Here is an 18,132-nt window from a genome sequence, read left to right on the forward strand (position 1 = left end):
TTATTGGTTTTTCCAATAATACAGGAGGTCTCAAAATGATTACACGAAAACATTTAGCCATCTTCAAAACCGTCGCTAAAACTAGATCTATGTCTAAAGCTGCTAAAATATTATATATTTCACAGCCAACTATTTCTCAAAAAATCCAAGAGATTGAAGAAGAATATGAAATAAAACTATTTGAACGCTACTCTAAGACCTTATTTATCAGTGAAGAAGGCCAAGCATTACTGGTTAAAGCTAACCAGATATTAAATTTATATGATGAAATTGAACATACCTTTACTAAAACAAAGCTATTTCCCTTAAAGATAGGTGCCACTTTAACAATTGGAAGTACCCTAATTTCTCCTATTTTAAAAGATTTAAAAGATAAATATCAAGATATCTCTTTTCAAGTCTATATTGATAATACTAATGTGATTGAAGACAAATTACTAAGCAATGCTCTAGATATTGCACTAGTAGAAGGAACTATCATAAATAAAGATCTCATTGTTGATCCAGTCATTAAAGATCAAGTAGTTTTTGTTTGTTCTAAAGATTATCCCTTAAGTAAAAATGATTTTATTAGTTTAGAAGAATTAAATTGGCATCCTTTTATTGATCGTGAACAAGGCAGTGGAACTCGAAATCAGCTTGATGAGTGTCTTAAAAATAACAATATCTTCTTAAAACCAGCTTGGCAATGTCATAGTTGGGAATCAGTCAAACAAGCAGTATTAAATAGTCATGGAATTGCTTTAATGCCAATGAAGATTGTTGAAAATGAAGTTAATGAACAAATAATTCATGTTATTAATGTTAATAATATTGTGATTGAACGTGATTTTTCGATTTGTTATCACAAAAACAAAACAGTAAATAAAAAGATGCAAGCATTTATTAATACTTGCAAGAATTATTAATTACTCATAATATCTTTTGATTGCCTCTCCTATGTATATAGACGCTCCTTTATCTCATTGTTGATCTGGTTTATTAATTAATTTCTTATTGTTTAAATATGTATTAGCAATTTTTAAAAGAGCCTCTTTGACATTTTTACGTTTAGCTATTACTTGCCAATGCTGTTCAAGTTCATAAACTGCTTTCTTTTCTAATACTCGATCATCTAATTATCTTGCTTTAATTAGAAGTTGATAAATAACTTTTTCTTCATCATTTCTTGAAGTTTTATCCCATATACTAATTATAAAAGCATTTAATACCAACTCTTGTCCACCATAGGCTTTAATTATACTATCAGCTATATACTCATTTTCTAGTAAAATTTCTGTATACTCTCTAAAATTATCTATACCTCTAAACAAATCTCTTAGGATCATCTTGAGACAAACGTTTCAATATTTCTTTAATCATTTTATTTATATTAGATTTTGTAAATCTTTCAAAATTATTATAATTACTTTTTGTCATTAAATTCGTTAACCTTTTATGATATTATTTAATTGATACACTTTAATTTTATCATCTAATGGTATTTCTAATTGACGAAAAAATAATATTTGTTTCAATTTATTAATAGCATTATCGTCATATAAACGATAATTAGATTTAGACAACATAGTAGATCTATTTCATCATAATACCTTTAAAGTTCTAAACTTACTCCTGTAAGTTTAGAAAACTCTTTTGCTGTTTTCATGAGCATATCCTCCTAGATATTTATATCTTAAACCATTCTGTAATGAGAGGGTCAATTAATTTATTAACATCCACGATATTTTCATAGATTAATGTTACAATGTTTAAAGGAGGGATATCGATGTATCATATTTTATTAGCAGAAGATAAAAAGTTAGTAAGTGATTTTATTACTGAATATTTTAATAAGTGGGAAATTAAAGCAGCAGATGGTTATGAAGTATGCAAACAAATTAGAAATTTATCAAATATCCCTATTATTTTTATTAATACCTTATCACTAGCTAATAACTAGTTATTAGCTTATGAATTAAGAGCTGATGATTTTATAACAAAACCTTTTAAACCTTCTAGCTTGTATAATAAATATTTAACTATAATTAAACATAATTATCATGATAATATTATAAAATACGGTTTGATTCGGCTTAATGAAAACTTTTATCAAGTTGTAATTGATGGAAAAGAAAAAAGTATGCTATGCTAGCTTATTTTATAAAAAATCATGATTATTTACTTAGTCAAAAACAATTATTAAATGATTTATGGAGCTATGACTATTATTGTGATGTTAGAGCTGTAGATACATATATTAAAAAATCAAGAAAATTAATCAGACCATTAGATTATATTAAAACAATTCGTAAAAATGATTACATTTTCTCAAAGGGAGGAAGCTAATATGAAAAAAATAAAGTTTAATAAAGTACATAAAATATTATTAATAATTATAACAAATGTATTAATAATTAATATTATTTATACATATCAAGATTATCAATCTGCTAAAAATCACCCTAAAAATCAACTTCCTGGAAAAAACATTGTTATGAATATTAATAATGAACTAAGTTCAGATTTTATGTATATGGGCCTTTCTAATATTGTAAAAAAGCAAATTAAGATTTACTCAAATAATTATTTTACAGCTTTTGATAATTCTTGCACTCCTTTTTATAATTGTAATTTTATAAACACTTATCTTGGCTATGGGGAGGTCACTTCTAATTTGTATGAAAAAAATAAAGAGTTAAATCTTGATAACATCGATTATCAAAGCCTCAAAAATATAACTGACTATATAAAAAAATTAGCAGAGAAAGAAGAAAAAATGGTTGCTACCTTTAATTATGATGCGATTACAGATGATGGTGTTGTCTTTGTTGATAAAATAACATATTTTGCTATAAATGATAATGTTTTTATTAATGATAAAAAAGAAAATATTATAAGCAAAGATATTAAATATATTTTGACACCATTTGGCTATTATAACAAGGATGAAAATGGCGTTATTTATTTTGATGAACAACTTTCATCTATCTATGGTTATTTAGAAAAACAAATGCAGAATGTAGTTGGTAATAAAAAGTTTGATCGTAACGGATACTATGAAATGACTAATCCAGATATGGATGATATATTATTAAACCTAGACTATATTGATGATGATAATAATAAGCTAAAATATAAAGTAAAAGTTTGTTTTCAAAAATTAGATAGAATGTATGGAATCTATTCAAATAGTAATTATGATGAAAATCTTTATAGTTCTCAGGATTCAGAAACAGGTTATATTGCCTGGTTTGAATATTATATGGATGGTGATTTATATACATTTGCTACATATCTTTCTGAAAATTATATAAATTATTTAATTTCGTTATTTATGATTATTGGTAGCTACTTTTTAATTAAAATTATTGTAAATAAAAATGCATTAATTAATTCCATAGATAAACCAATATTAAAACAACCAAAAGTAAAAAGAGAAGTCACTGATAAAGAAGATGTTGATTTAGAAAATCAATTAACTAGACTAATTGATACTGGAAAAAATCTGTTTATATTTAAAAATATTGAAATTAAGTACCAGGCAAATCCTTTAGTAGTTTTAGGTAATAAAGGTGAGTTGACCAAAGTCATCAACGATATTTTCCACTTTATTTTAAATCATACTACATCTAAAAATAATCTTGTTATTAAGATAGAAAACAGAAAGATTTACTTTATAAATAATGATCATAGTATTACAAGCAAAGAATTAGAAGAGTTAAATGATGTTTTTGAAATTATTGAAGCTCATGATTTTCAACATAGTTTTAGCTCATCTCAAAATAGTTATCAAATAATAATTGATATGAATTATAAAGAATAGAAAATGCTTCTAATTTACACAAAGAAATTACTTAACTCACACAATTAAAATATGTACTATTAGTAAAAGTAGATCAAGATAATGAGAAGAATTTGTTTAACTATTAAAATTGGATTAATTGTTTTATGCGGTTTTTTAGTATTTAAATGTTAGCTAATAAATATTTAACCAATGCTATTAAACATACCAATAACTCTGGAATAATAAAAGTGATTATTAAAAATAATAGTTTAATTATTGAAAATATTATTACATTTTAAAGCATAGGTGCCCTTTGCAAAATCAAAATATCCATAATATATTATGGATATTTTGATACTAAAAAAGATTATATTTCCAATAAAAATCAGTATATTAACACTTGTTTAATAAAAAAGAGCTGTATCTTATATGTCTTTACAGCTCAATACTTTTTAAATAAATAATAACATCATTAGCCACGGAACTCCAACAACTATAAATAAACCAATCACCATTAATAAACCCACTAATAACATCACACAACTAAACTTTAGAATTTCTAATCCTTCTAATATAATATTTGAGTTAAAGTAATATTTATGAATGTTTTTAATTTGCATACCAGGTATATATGTTAATCCTTTTAACATATATATCACTTCCTTTCTACACAAAAATAATATCATGAAAGGAAATAAATTTTCTATTTATAAAAAGCTTTCTAATATAAAGATTCTATTAATAATCTTTAAATCGATATCCTACACCAACTTCGGTAATAATAAATCTTGGATTTGAGGTATCAGATTCGATTTTTCTTCTAATGCTAGCCATAAATACTCGTAATGATTGATAATCATCACTTGTTTCATAACCCCAAACATTTTCTTGAATAAAATGATGCGTGAGAACTTTACCTCGATTAGCAATCAACAAAACTAACATTTTATATTCAATCGGTGTCAAATGCACTTCGTGATCTTTGACCCAAACTCTACGACATTCAAAATCAACTTTCAAACAATCTAAACTAAAAGTTGGTTTACTTACTTTTTCTTTAATACAATGACGTAAAGCAGCCCTGATTCTAGCTAATAGCTCTGCAGCATTAAATGGTTTAGTTACATAATCATCACTGCCATAATCTAATGCAGTTACTTTTTCATTTTCTGATGCTCGTGCAGATACAACGATTATTGGCGTACTTGAATTTTGTCTAATTTGTTTTAAAATCTCAATTCCTTCTATATCTGGTAATCCTAAATCTAGGAGAACTAAATCTGGACGATTAGCAAAAAAAAGTGATAAACCACTTAATCCATTTTTAGCAACAATATAATTATATCCTTGAGTTTTTAATGTTACTTTTAAAAAGTTTTGAATTGTTTTATCATCTTCGATTATCAAAATAGTTCTATTATTCATTACCTTTATCCTCCAGTGGTAAACTAATTTCAAAAGTTGCTCCGCCTAAACTATTATTAAAAGCAATAATTCTTCCATTATGTGCTCCAATTATAGCCTTACAAATAGCTAATCCTAGACCAATACCTCTTTTATGATCGCCTTTATCTATATTCGTTGTAAAAAAATCATCAAAAATATGTGCTAGTTTATCTTGTTCAATACCTTTTCCATTATCAATTACTTGAAATATAATTTTTTTATTTTGTAAAAACACTTTTAAAATAACTTTAGTTTTATCCGGAGTATGTTTAAAAGCATTATCAAGAACATTCACTAAAACTTGAACAATTAACTGAGCATCACAAGGAAATAATATAATATCTTCTGTTCCCTCTACAACTAGATCATGACTTTCTTTACGATTAGTTATTGCTGATACAGTCGTTGAAATAATATCATCAACTACCTCCATTTTTTTATTTATTTTAAAATTTCCTTCTTGAATACGTGTCATATTTAAAAGGTTTTCAACCATTCCATTTAAACGTAATGCTTCTTTGCTTATATCTTTCAAAATATTTTTACATGTCTTTTTTTCAATCAATTCTATGTTATTTACAAGAAAATTAGCTCCACCTGCAACACTTGTTAAAGGTGTTCTAAGATCATGGGAAATACTTCTTAAAAGTGTACTTTTTAATTTTTCACGTTCTACCTGTAATCTTGCTTCTTCCTTTTCGCTAGTTAAATCATCTCTTTGTAATACTAAGATTAATTCTGATATTATTGTTTTTATATAAACTAAATCTTCATAGGAAATATCTTGATTGCTACAATCAAATTTAACTGTACCATACGTATGATTGTCTTTTTGAATCGGTAAATATACTTCTTTTAAACTTGAATATTTAGCCTGTTTCTTGCCACATGACTCCCCATGACAATAACACCACCAAGCCATCTTATCATTAAATTCTTGATTCTTATATAAAAACACTTCATTATTGATCTTAGTTAGATTAAATAAACTTTCTTGACAATACTCTTTTATTTCATCATACCCAGATAAATTCAAAAAGCCACTACTAATATGATTAATTTTTGAGGTTACTTCCTCTTGATGCAAAGCGATTTCTCGCTGTTTTTGTAAACGATTTGTTAAAGTTGAAACTATAACTGCTACAGTAATAAAAATGAATAATGAAATTAAATAGTTAGGATCATTGATCATAAACGTATATCGTGGTTCTGTGTATAAAAAATTAAATGTCATTACAAAAGTTATTGCTGAAATTATTCCCCAGGCAATATTACTAGTCTCTATAATGCTTATTACTATCCCTACTACATAAATCAATAATATATTTTCAACCCGAATCTGGAGATTATCCAGAATTAATGAAGTTAAAGTTGCTAATCCCCAAATTACTACAATTTTAATAATATTAAGATACTCTTTTTTATTTTTCATTTTTATTCCCCTAAATCTACATAAAAACTCTTTTCTTTCCATCTTTATAAAAGATTTATATTCTATTTATATTGTACCTACCACAATATAAAAATAGTATAAATATAAAAAAACAAGCATTAAGATAGAGTTAAGATAAAAAAACTTATTCTTTAATATTATATTCTAGAATAAGTTCCTTATTTACTGTTCTTTATTTTCAACTCTTAACATACGATAACCTACTCCTACATGAGTCTGAATATACTTAGGATTGGTTGTATCAAGTTCAATCTTCTTTCTCAAAGTCGCCATAAATACCCTTAATGAGGGTACATCACTTTGGATCACATCTCCCCAAACTTCCTTTAAAATATAGTTATGAGTTAAAACTTTATCAATATTTTTAGCAAGCAAACATAATAGTTTATACTCAATTGGAGTTAAATGAAGCTCCTGATCATTTAAATACGCGCATCCAGCATCAAAATTCACTTTTAAATTACCATTAGTAAAAATGACATCTTCGGTTCCTTGATGCTCAAGATATTTTAATCTTCTCATGGTTGCTCTAAGTCGTGCTAAAAGCTCATCTATACTAAATGGTTTAGTTAAATAATCATCAGCGCCTGTATCTAGTGCTTTAATTTTACTTTTATCTTCACTTCGAGCACTAATTACAATAATTGGAACAATTGACCAGCTTCGTACTTTTTCGATAATCTCAATTCCATCCATATCTGGTAATCCTAGATCAAGCAAAATAATATCAGGTCGTCGTGATACAATTTCTAATAATGCCTGCTGACCATTTTGGGCTGTGATATATTTATAGTCATGAGTATCTAATGTTGTTGTTACTAAACTTCTTACTGCTCGATCATCTTCTACTACTAAAATTAAAGGTTTATCCATGAATATCTACCTCCTCTAATGGTAAACTTATTGCAAATACTGAGCCTTTTGGATAATTATCAACTATTTTGATACTACCCTCATGTGCTTCAATTATTGATTTACATAAAGCTAGACCAAGACCTAATCCTCGTCGACTATCACCTTTCAAATTATTACAAGTATAAAACATTTCAAATAGTTTTTCTTTTTGATTATCAGGTATACCTTCTCCATCATCACTAATTTCTAATAATAAAGATTGATCAATTTTTTTAGTTGTAACTCTAATTATTGATCCCTTTGGTGTATATTTAATTGCATTATTAACAATATTAATAATAACTTGTATAATTAATCGTGCATCAATCTTTACAAAAATAAAATCATCTGATAGATCTAATTGAATAATATGACTAGCACTATCTTTACTAATATGGTGCATTGCTTCTAAAACAATCTCATTAATTAATTCAACTTCTTTATTGATTTGAATATTTCCATTTTCAATTCTAGTTATTGATAATAAATTCTCTACTAGATCAATTAACCACATCGAATCCTCATAAATATCACTATATATTTCTATCTTTCGCTCATTAGATAATCTATCTGAACTATCTAATAAAACACCTGCATTACCTGAAATACTAGTTAAAGGAGTTCTTAAATCATGTGATATTGATCGCAATAAGTTAGCCCGTAACTCTTCTTGATTCGCCTTTATTTCTACTTCACGTTTTTTACTAATGGAAGCTTCTTTTTCTAAAGCCATCGCTCCTTCATTTAAAATAGCCATTAGTAAATTATTTTCAAAATCATCGATTGATGATTTATCAAGATAAATTCCAATTACTCCTAGAACATCGTCTTCACAACGTATAGCTAAATACAAACATTTAGCACCTGGTAATGTTGTCGTTGAAGCTCCAGCATGTTTATTATTTTTAAAGACCCAGGTTGCTACTGCTTCCTCATCTTTATTTAAATAAATTTGTTCATCTTCTTTGGGATTACTTTTATAAACTAATGGTTTAGCAAGTTCATTATCTATGATTGGATAAAAAATAATTGTCTTATCAAGTAATTTAAATATTTGTTTAGAAATTTCATCAATTATTTCTTTTCTTGTTTTAGCACGTTGTAATTTTTGACTTGATTTTAATAAAATTTCTGTTCGATAAGCTTTTAATGCTGATAGGCGAGCTTGTTCTTTTACTCGCTTAGTCAATGTTCCTGTAATAAAAGCGGTTAAAAACATAATTAAAAAAGTAATTGGATAACCCTTATCATAAGCTATAAATGAGTGCATTGGAATTGTAAAGAAGAAATTAAACGATAATACACTTATTAACGATGCTAATAATGTATAAATTAGATTCTCAGTTAATAGTGAAGTTGCTAAAACACCTAAAATATGCACCATGATAATATTCGCTTCACCAAAACCAAGGTTTCTAAACCAAATACCTAGTAATGTGACAATAATAATAATAATAATTGAAATAATTGTATCACTTATTGATAATGAAAAAAATTGATGTGGTTTTAAAGGTGCTGGTTTATAGTTATTTCTTATTTTATCAGGAATAATATAAATATCAATTGAAGGAGTTAAAGCAATTAAACGATCAGCAAAGCTATTACGAGAAAACTTACGTTTTGTATTTGTTCTTCCTAAAACTATTTTAGAGACTCCAGCAAATTTAGCATACTCACTAATTTGTTCTGGAACATCATCTCCATATAAATTTACAATATTTGCACCTAACTGTACTGCTAGCTTTATATTAGCACGTAATGACTGTTTAATCTTTTTGGGCAGTTTTTCGAAATTTGGTGTTTCTACAAAAACAGCTGTAAACTCTCCAAAAAAAGCATTAGCCATACGAGAAGCCGTTCGAATTACTTTTTGATTTGAAGGTGCTGGTGAAAGACAAATTAAAATATGTTCATTAGTATATTGATGTTCTTTATTTTTAGGTTTTATCTGTTCAAATTTTTTATTAACACGATCAGCTGTTCGCCTTAAAGCTATCTCTCTTAAAGCAACTAGGTTATCAAGCATAAAAAAATTTCCTAGTGCTCTTTGAACCTGCTTTTTTTGATAAATCTTTCCTGCTTCTAATCTGTTTATTAGCTCTTCAGGTTCAATATCAACTAACTCCACTTGATCTGCTTTATCAAAGATGTAATCTGGAATTCGTTCTTTAACAACTACTGTAGTAATTGATGCAATAATATCATTTAAACTTTCAATATGTTGAACGTTAATAGTCGTATAAACATCGATTCCATGATCTAGTAATTCATTAATATCTTGATACCGCTTTAAATGTCGACATTGTTCATCATTTGTATGTGCTAATTCATCAACTAGAATTAAATCAGGATTTCGTTTTAATGCACCATCCAAATCAAATTCATTTAATAAAATTCCATTATGTTTTATTTTTAAAGGAGATAATATTTCTAACCCATCCAATAGTTTTAAAGTTTCAGGACGTTGATGAGGTTCAACATATCCTGCAACTACATCTATTCCCGCATTAAAGGCAACATGAGCAGCTTCTAACATGGCATAAGTTTTACCAACTCCTGCTGCATACCCAAAAAATATTTTTAGTTTACCACGATGTTTAGATGTTTCCTCATGTTTTATCTGTTTTAGCAGTTCCTCTGGATCAGGTCTTTTTTCATCCATACATCTTCCCCCATTTCTATTATTTTTATTATAACGCTTAATGTATTAAAAAAGTATTAAGATTGACTTATTAAAATAAGTGTCTACCAAAATGATAGACACTTAAGATTATTTTAAAATTCCATCAAGCGCTAAATTAACTTCTAAAACATTAACAGTTGTTTCACCAAAATATCCAAGAAAACCATAATTAGTATATTTATCAATAATCTTTCTAATTTCTGATTCTGATTTACCTGTCGTTCTTACTAAACGAGGAATTTGGTACTCTGCAGCTGAAACTGAAATATGAGGATCAAGTCCTGAGCCTGATACAGTTACTAAATCAACAGGAATTTGCTTCCCCTTCTGTTCTGGATTTGCAGCTTTAATCATCTCCACCCTTTTAGCAATAACTTCTTGATAATCTTCACTAGCAGGAGAAGTGTTAGAGGCCCAACCATACATTGTTTTATCTCCCTTTTCATTGATAAAAGTGTCATTATCAACTAACATGATTCGTCCCCACATATGAGTATCATCAACAAATTGTTGCCCTAATAATTCACTACCATATTTTTTTCCATCCACTTCAATAATACTCCCATTTGCTTTTTCAGGAAAAATTACTTGAGCAAAAACTGTTATAACAGCTGTATAAATAATTCCACATATAATTGTGAAAATCAAAAATATTTTTAAGGCTGGTAAAATACTTATTTTAATATATTTCATGATATTTTTCCTCCTATGATACGATATGCAGCGCTACAATAATTACATCAATGATTTTAATACATATAAATGGTGCTATAATTCCGCCTAATCCATATAATAATAAATTTCTTGATAATAACTTTCCTGCTGATACCTCACGATATTTCACACCTTTTAAAGCCAAAGGAATTAATGCAATAATAATTAAAGCATTATAAATAACAGCTGAAAAAATTGCACTATCTTTACTGTGTAATCCCATAATATTTAAAGCATCTAATCCGGGATATAATGTAATGAATAATACTGGAATAATTGCAAAATACTTAGCTACATCATTAGCGATTGAAAAAGTTGTTAAACTACCTCTAGTCATTAATAACTGTTTACCAATTCTAACAATATCGATTAATTTTGTTGGTGATGAGTCTAAATCAACCATATTTCCAGCTTCTTTAGCTGCTTGAGTTCCTGTGTTCATTGCAACGGCAACATCAGCTTGAGCTAAGGCTGGGGCATCATTAGTTCCATCACCAGTCATTGCAACTAAATGACCTTTAGTTTGTAGTTCACGAATCATTTCTAATTTTCCTTCTGGTGTAGCTTCAGCTAGAAAATCATCAACCCCTGCTTCAGCTGCAATCGCTGCAGCTGTTAAAGGATTATCACCAGTAATCATAACCGTTTTAATTCCCATTTTACGTAAATCTGCAAACTTTTCTTTAACTCCTTGTTTAATAATATCTTTAAGGTGTATCACACCTAAAATTTTTTTGTTTTTTGTTACAACTAATGGAGTTCCTCCATGATTGGCAATCTCAGTAACTACCTTTTCACATTCGTCACTATATACATGCCCACTTGCAGTTACATATTTCTTTATCGTATCAGCTGCTCCTTTACGAATTTCATTTCCTTGATAATTTACACCGCTCATTCTAGTCTTAGCACTGAACGGAACAAATTCTATATGCATCTGATTAATATTTCTACCCCGAAGGTTAAATCGTTCCTTAGCAAGCACAACAATACTACGTCCTTCTGGTGTTTCATCAGCTAATGAAGCTAATTGAGCTACATCTGCTAATTCTTCACTAGTTACGCCATCAACTGGAATAAATTCACTAGCTTGGCGATTTCCTAATGTAATAGTACCGGTTTTATCAAGAAGTAATGTATCAACATCACCAGCCGCTTCAATTGCTCGACCACTCATTGCCAGGACATTAGCTTGGTTTAACCTTGACATTCCGGCTATTCCAATAGCCGATAATAGGGCTCCAATTGTAGTTGGAGCTAAACATACAAGTAATGCTACTAAAACTGTTATTGAAGAAGGGTTATCCATTCCTGCCTGCTTAGCTCCAAAGGCTGAATATGCATACAATGCCATAGTTACTAAAAGAAAGATAATAGATAAAGCTACTAAAAAGATTTGTAGGGCCATTTCATTAGGAGTCTTTTTTCGATTGGCTCCTTCAACCATTGAAATCATTTTATCTAAAAAACTTTCTCCTGGTTCACTAGTAATTTGAACAATGATCCAATCTGATAAGACTGTTGTTCCTCCTGTTACTGCACTACGATCACCACCACTTTCACGAATTACAGGTGCCGATTCTCCTGTAATTGCACTTTCATCTACCGATGCAACTCCATCTATTACTTCACCATCACTAGGAATTTGTTGACCAGCTTTAACAATAACAATATCTCCTTTTGTCAATGTTGCAGATGAAACAATTTTAACACTTTCCTTTTGAGTAATATCAGTTATTTTATAAGCTTTAACATCTTTTTTAGCCGCTCTTAACGAATCAGCTTGAGCTTTTCCACGCCCTTCGGCAATTGCTTCTGCAAAATTAGCAAATAATACTGTAAACCATAAAATTATTGCTATTCCTAAAGTAAATCCTGAATTAGCATCCTTAATTCCAAATAATGAAATTACAAATAATAAAGTTGTTAAAATTGCTGAAATGTATACTAATAACATTACTGGATTTTTTGTTTGTATTTTTGGTGATAATTTATAAAAAGAATCTTTAATAGCTCGGATGACCATCGGTTTATCCATCAAAGCACTTTTTGTCTCTGTCTTCATCTTTTCATCCCTCCATTAAAACATTCCAAAAAATTCTGCAATTGGTCCTAATGCTAACGCTGGGAAAAAACTCAACGCTCCAACTAATAACACTACGAATACTAATAAAAAAACAAATAATGGCGAACAAGTTGATAGTGTCCCTGCTGTAACAGCCACCTTTTTCTTTTGTACCATACTTCCTGCAATTGCTAAAATACCTAAAATTGGAATGAATCTTACAAATAGCATAACTAATCCTAGTGAAACATTAATAAATGGTGTATTTGCACCAAATCCTGCAAATGCCGAACCATTATTACCACCAGCTGAAGAATATGCATATAATACTTCTGAAAAACCATGTGCTCCACTATTATTTAAACTGTCTGCTACTTGTGGAATTAATGAAGCTATTCCACTACCTATAAGAATAGCTACAGGTGTTGCTAAGCAAACAATTACTGCCCACTTCATTTCGTATGGCTCAATTTTTTTACCTAAATATTCAGGAGTTCGTCCAACCATTAATCCCGCCATAAAGACAGCAAGAATAACAAAACCAAGCATTCCATATAAACCACAACCAACTCCCCCAAAAATAACTTCACCTAATTGCATTAATATCATTGTTACCATGCCACCTAATGGCGTATAACTATCATGCATTGAATTAACTGATCCATTTGATGCTGCTGTTGTAAAAGCTGCCCATGTGGATGAACCAACGATACCAAAACGCGATTCTTTACCTTCCATATTTCCACCAGCTTGATCTTGATTACTAATATCAACAATTCCATTTTGCTCTAATTGTGGTGTTGCTATCTGTTCACTTACTGCAATACTTCCAAGAGCTGCAATAAGCATGATTCCCATCGCCACAAAAATAGCAATACCTTGTCGACTATCTTTAATTCCTTTACCAAAAGAAAAGCATAGTGCCACTGGAATTAATAAAATCGATACTACTTCTAATAAATTACTTAATCCTGTTGGATTTTCTAGAGGGTGCGCTGAATTAACACCATAAAACCCACCTCCATTAGTTCCTAATTGCTTAATAGCAATTTGACTAGCAGCTGGTCCTAAAGGAATAGTTTGTTCAGTAATTTTAGTACCATCTTCTAAAATAATTGGTTCTGCTAATTTAACAGTTTGATACTCATCAACACTTTGAGTTACTCCTTGACTTACCAATACAACTGACAAAACAATTGAAAGAGGCATTAAAATATAAATTACTGACCTAGTTAAATCAACCCAAAAGTTACCTAAACCCTTAGCCTTAATTTTTGTAAAACCTCTTATCAATGCATATAAAACTGCTATTCCTGTACCTGCAGAAACAAAGTTTTGAACAGTTAATCCTAAAGTTTGAGTTAAATAGCTTAGACCACTTTCACCACTATAAGCTTGCCAGTTAGTATTAGTGACAAAACTAATAGCTGTATTCAAAGCTAGATCCCATGTAGTTCCTTTGATTTTTGCTGGATTACCAGGTAATATCCCCTGTAATATTTGTAATAAAAATACTATTACTAATCCAAATATACTAAACATTATCACACTTACTAAATACTTTTTCCAAGACATCTCTTCATCTTTTTTTACATGCAACATTTTATAAATAAAGTTTTCACATGGTTCTAGTATTTTTGATAAAAAAACCTTTTTACCGCTCATTACTTTATTGATATAGAAACCTAAAGGTACTGCTAAAGCAATAAGAATAATTAAATACCCTAGATATTTTACAAAAATATCCATTACTGTTTATCTCCTTTCATTAATATTACAGTAAGGTAACATAGTATGATAATACCAATTACCCCTATCACTCCTACGATTACATTCATAAACCTCCTCCTTTTATAAATTGAGTTTAGCATGAATAAAATTAATGTAGTATTAAGTTAAATAATAATGACATTAAGATAGTATTAATATTTTTGCTATTAATAAAAAAAGAACTCCAAAAGTTCTCTAACATTCTAGTGATAAAAAATTAATACTTCATACTTTAATATTTTTTAGATATATAAGTTTTTAATATCTCTAAGTTTTCAAATCATTAACGTTTAGACAAGTACATAATTTTGCCTCAATCAATTATAAAAAGATCACCTATTATGGTTAATAGATGATTATACTTTAGTATTAAAACTCTTTATTAATCATTATTTTACAACTCAATAAATAGGAAACTATATTAATTATCAATATAACTAATATAAGTATACTAACTAAACCAGCTAATCCCATTGTATTCAATGCATTAATCTTAGAAACTATATCAATTCCCATTGAAGAAGTAACTTTAACAACTACATAACCGATAACAAATATTCCACCCATTACTAAAAGCATCGCAATATTACCTTTATTTTGACCGAACTTAAGCTGCACAGGAATGATAACTGATAAAAGAAGCAAAGCTATTAATAATATAATTGTACATGATAATAGCCATTCACCAAATAAAAATTCTGTTCCTTTAATTATATTTGAACCTCCTACTAAAAGCATACCAATTAGCCATGCTCCAACCGATAAACTTATACCTAATAAATATTTTTCCTTTACATAAGTTTTCTTACTTATCGGTAAAGTGAATAAGAAAGTATTTCCATTATTAAATTCATCATAACTTATACTACTAATTACAAACATTGAACTTACTACTGTTACATAACTTATCACAAAAAAACTATTAGTTTGTGTAACTGCAAAAAATATAGCTAATAATCCGATTACTAAAAAGAAAGATTTTTGATTTTTCATTAATTTTAAGTCTTTAATATATAATCCTTTCATTATTTTTCACCTCTAATCATCAATGTTAATACTTCATCTATAGAACCTTTTTCAATAACTATAGATGGATAATTTTCTAAATAAAAAGATTTTTCATTTGTTAAACAACGATAACCAAAACTCTCTTTTTTATAATTTAGTAGATATTTCTTATCTAATTCCATAAATTGCTTTTCATCAACCTTTAATATTGCATAATCACTTAATAAAACATCAGTTTCCTCATGCATTACTACTGTCCCATTATGAATCATATATAAATCATCACACAATCCTTCTAAATCACTAGATATATGTGAGCTTATTAGAATTGAACAATCTTCATTTTGCACCATATAATCCCTCAACATATCTATTAACTCATCACGAACTATTACATCTAATCCTGCTGTTGGCTCATCTAAGATTAATAATTTACTCCGATGTGACAAAGCAATTAATACTTTTAACTTAACTTTCATACCTGTAGAAAATTCTTTTATTTGTTTATTCATTGGTAATTCAAAGTGATGACAACGTTCAATAAACATTTCTTTATCAAAATTATTATACAAAGAATCCATCACTGGTATAATATCTCCAATCATTAAATACTCACTAAATCCAGAATCTGATAAAACTACACCAATATCTTGTTTCTGCCTATCAGTTAAGTGGTTAGTATTTTTTCCAAAAAGTTCAATTGTACCATCATCAATTGTTATCAAACCTAATATAGCTTTAAATGTAGTACTTTTACCAGCACCATTTTGACCAATCAATCCTGTAACACAACCTGGCAAAACCTCTAATGAACAATTAAGGTTAAAACGATCATAACTTTTTTTTACATTTTTTAATTTTAACATTTTTATTCCTCCATAATTAAATTGAATAATTCCTTAATTTCCTCAGTACTCATACCATATCTTTTACTTTTTTCTATAATCTTCTCTAATTCTATTTCTATCTCTTTTCTCTGCTCTTCTAATAATAATTGCTGATTTGCCCCTTTAACATATGTCCCTTTACCATGAATTGTAGCTGTAAATCCTTCCATTTCTAAGTTATCATATGCTTTTTTTACTGTTAGAGCACTAATTTTTAATTCACGAGAAAGTACTCGTACAGATGGTAGTACATCATTTTCTTTTAATACACCATTTATGATCATATTTTTTATTTGATCAATTAATTGTTCATATATTGGTTGCATAGAGGAGTTATTAATAATAATTTTCATATTCTTCCCCCTTTTTCAAAAACAGTATATAACAGTATATAACTGTTGTCAACAGTTATATACTGTTATACTAAAAAACTATTTCTTATTTATCAAGAAATAGTCTTTTAGTTATAATTGATGCAATCACAGTTTGAATTATTCCAAATAAAGTTATAGCCACTCCAATACTTAAATTTGAAAATATAACAGGTATACTGATTATAATTAATAATTTACCAATAACTAATGAAATCTTAGCTTTTTTCAACTTTTCCTCTTTACTTAGAAAAATTAAATTAAATGAATTTTTTATAATTCTTTGATGATGATCTTTTATACGTTTATTCATTATTAGTTATTTTTCTCCTTTTGTTATAGCCAAACATTATAACAGATGTCCCTATAATAATATTACTAACTGTACTAATAATTATCGAAATTAAATTCATATCAGAAAATAAATTAGTTGGTATATTAATAATCATTGATAAATAAATACATATACCAATTTTATACCATATATACCATTGGGTTTTTACCCAAATCCATAATATTATAAAAATATAAACATTTGTAAATATGCCAATAAATAGAGCTTCTTGATAGAACCATTGTACTGTATATATTTTTTCAGCAATCACATATAATAAAGGGATTACTCCTATACTTGCAGCAATTATAGCTTTAATAATATTATTTTTTTTAGAATAAAATAATATTGTAACTATTATCCAAGCATAAACTATGGCTGTACTACTAATCATTGACCAAGTAAAACTATAATTTAAATAAAAATCACACAGACAAGGAATAAAAACACCTAAAATCATGGCTATACAAATTATAATATAACTGATCTTAATAATTTTCTCTTTATTTTCCACTGCTTTAATTCTTGTATAATTAATCAAATTTTGAATTCTCTTTTTTTCATTCTTTTCAACTATACTACCACCAATTAATTCATCAACACTCATTTGTAGTGCTTCACTTAATGGTAATAGCAAAGAGATATCTGGGCATCCCACGCCGGTATCACATAGTTAAAAATATTGGTGTCATTTAATCAATTTTGCCGATAAAGCGGTAGAAGATTTCTACCTCCTGTTCC

Annotated in this window: 17 protein-coding genes and 1 pseudogene; 4 read left to right on the top strand and 14 right to left on the bottom strand. The window is 28.2% G+C overall.

Annotated features, from left to right (window positions below):
- The first annotated feature begins 35 nt into the window (after window positions 1-35).
- Window positions 36-908, top strand: coding sequence for a LysR family transcriptional regulator (locus tag ACLR9T_RS07015; protein ID WP_413108827.1), 873 nt, complete (start codon window positions 36-38; stop codon window positions 906-908).
- 210 nt (window positions 909-1,118) lie between these two features.
- Here the strand turns inward: ACLR9T_RS07015 and ACLR9T_RS07020 are convergent, their stop codons facing one another.
- Window positions 1,119-1,328 (bottom strand): hypothetical protein, encoded by a 210-nt coding sequence (locus tag ACLR9T_RS07020; RefSeq protein WP_413108828.1) that lies wholly within the window; start codon window positions 1,326-1,328, stop codon window positions 1,119-1,121.
- Window positions 1,329-1,768: 440 nt separating this feature from the next.
- Here ACLR9T_RS07020 and ACLR9T_RS07025 point away from each other — a divergent pair, with 440 nt between their 5' ends.
- From ACLR9T_RS07025 to ACLR9T_RS07035, 3 genes and pseudogenes are all read left to right on the top strand, one after another.
- On the top strand, window positions 1,769-1,942 hold the full coding sequence (locus tag ACLR9T_RS07025; RefSeq protein ID WP_413108829.1) for a hypothetical protein: 174 nt from the start codon (window positions 1,769-1,771) through the stop codon (window positions 1,940-1,942).
- Between the two features lie 182 nt (window positions 1,943-2,124).
- A pseudogene (locus ACLR9T_RS07030) lies at window positions 2,125-2,328 on the top strand (winged helix-turn-helix domain-containing protein); the annotation flags it as partial.
- A gap of 1 nt (window position 2,329) precedes the next feature.
- Window positions 2,330-3,805: a hypothetical protein gene (locus ACLR9T_RS07035; RefSeq protein ID WP_413108830.1), complete on the top strand. Its 1,476-nt coding sequence runs from the start codon at window positions 2,330-2,332 to the stop codon at window positions 3,803-3,805.
- A 413-nt stretch (window positions 3,806-4,218) separates the two neighbouring features.
- Here the strand turns inward: ACLR9T_RS07035 and ACLR9T_RS07040 are convergent, their stop codons facing one another.
- The 13 genes from ACLR9T_RS07040 to ACLR9T_RS07100 all read right to left on the bottom strand — a co-directional run bounded on the left by ACLR9T_RS07040 (window position 4,219) and on the right by ACLR9T_RS07100 (window position 18,049).
- On the bottom strand, window positions 4,219-4,416 hold the full coding sequence (locus ACLR9T_RS07040; protein WP_413108831.1) for a hypothetical protein: 198 nt from the start codon (window positions 4,414-4,416) through the stop codon (window positions 4,219-4,221).
- A gap of 88 nt (window positions 4,417-4,504) precedes the next feature.
- A complete protein-coding gene (locus ACLR9T_RS07045; RefSeq protein WP_413108832.1) occupies window positions 4,505-5,191 on the bottom strand; it encodes a response regulator in 687 nt (228 codons plus the stop codon).
- Entirely contained in the window at window positions 5,184-6,644 is a 1,461-nt protein-coding gene (locus ACLR9T_RS07050; RefSeq protein WP_413108833.1) for a DUF4118 domain-containing protein, read from the bottom strand. Before ACLR9T_RS07050 ends, ACLR9T_RS07045 begins: the two co-directional genes overlap by 8 nt.
- A gap of 183 nt (window positions 6,645-6,827) precedes the next feature.
- The gene (locus tag ACLR9T_RS07055; RefSeq protein ID WP_413108834.1) at window positions 6,828-7,538 is read right to left on the bottom strand and encodes a response regulator; all 711 of its coding nucleotides are present in this window, start codon (window positions 7,536-7,538) and stop codon (window positions 6,828-6,830) included.
- Complete coding sequence (locus ACLR9T_RS07060; protein ID WP_413108835.1) at window positions 7,531-10,221, bottom strand: DUF4118 domain-containing protein; 2,691 nt, start codon at window positions 10,219-10,221, stop codon at window positions 7,531-7,533. Before ACLR9T_RS07060 ends, ACLR9T_RS07055 begins: the two co-directional genes overlap by 8 nt.
- Window positions 10,222-10,329: 108 nt before the next feature.
- Window positions 10,330-10,935: a potassium-transporting ATPase subunit KdpC gene (gene kdpC / locus ACLR9T_RS07065; protein ID WP_413108836.1), complete on the bottom strand. Its 606-nt coding sequence runs from the start codon at window positions 10,933-10,935 to the stop codon at window positions 10,330-10,332.
- A 13-nt stretch (window positions 10,936-10,948) separates the two neighbouring features.
- On the bottom strand, window positions 10,949-13,021 hold the full coding sequence (kdpB, locus tag ACLR9T_RS07070; protein ID WP_413108837.1) for a potassium-transporting ATPase subunit KdpB: 2,073 nt from the start codon (window positions 13,019-13,021) through the stop codon (window positions 10,949-10,951).
- Window positions 13,022-13,036: 15 nt separating this feature from the next.
- Window positions 13,037-14,770: a potassium-transporting ATPase subunit KdpA gene (kdpA, locus tag ACLR9T_RS07075; protein WP_413108838.1), complete on the bottom strand. Its 1,734-nt coding sequence runs from the start codon at window positions 14,768-14,770 to the stop codon at window positions 13,037-13,039.
- A 390-nt stretch (window positions 14,771-15,160) separates the two neighbouring features.
- Entirely contained in the window at window positions 15,161-15,817 is a 657-nt protein-coding gene (locus ACLR9T_RS07080; RefSeq protein ID WP_413108839.1) for an ABC-2 transporter permease, read from the bottom strand.
- Window positions 15,817-16,665: an ATP-binding cassette domain-containing protein gene (locus ACLR9T_RS07085; RefSeq protein ID WP_413108840.1), complete on the bottom strand. Its 849-nt coding sequence runs from the start codon at window positions 16,663-16,665 to the stop codon at window positions 15,817-15,819. The genes ACLR9T_RS07080 and ACLR9T_RS07085 overlap by 1 nt, the downstream gene beginning before the upstream one ends.
- A 2-nt stretch (window positions 16,666-16,667) precedes the next feature.
- Complete coding sequence (locus ACLR9T_RS07090; RefSeq protein ID WP_413108841.1) at window positions 16,668-17,039, bottom strand: GntR family transcriptional regulator; 372 nt, start codon at window positions 17,037-17,039, stop codon at window positions 16,668-16,670.
- A gap of 85 nt (window positions 17,040-17,124) precedes the next feature.
- Window positions 17,125-17,370: a hypothetical protein gene (locus tag ACLR9T_RS07095; RefSeq protein ID WP_413108842.1), complete on the bottom strand. Its 246-nt coding sequence runs from the start codon at window positions 17,368-17,370 to the stop codon at window positions 17,125-17,127.
- Window positions 17,363-18,049, bottom strand: coding sequence for a transcriptional regulator (locus ACLR9T_RS07100; protein ID WP_413108843.1), 687 nt, complete (start codon window positions 18,047-18,049; stop codon window positions 17,363-17,365). Before ACLR9T_RS07100 ends, ACLR9T_RS07095 begins: the two co-directional genes overlap by 8 nt.
- Between the last annotated feature and the right edge of the window lie 83 nt (window positions 18,050-18,132).

Source organism: Thomasclavelia sp., from assembly GCF_047249845.1.
Taxonomy (GTDB): domain Bacteria; phylum Bacillota_I; class Bacilli_A; order Erysipelotrichales; family Coprobacillaceae; genus Thomasclavelia.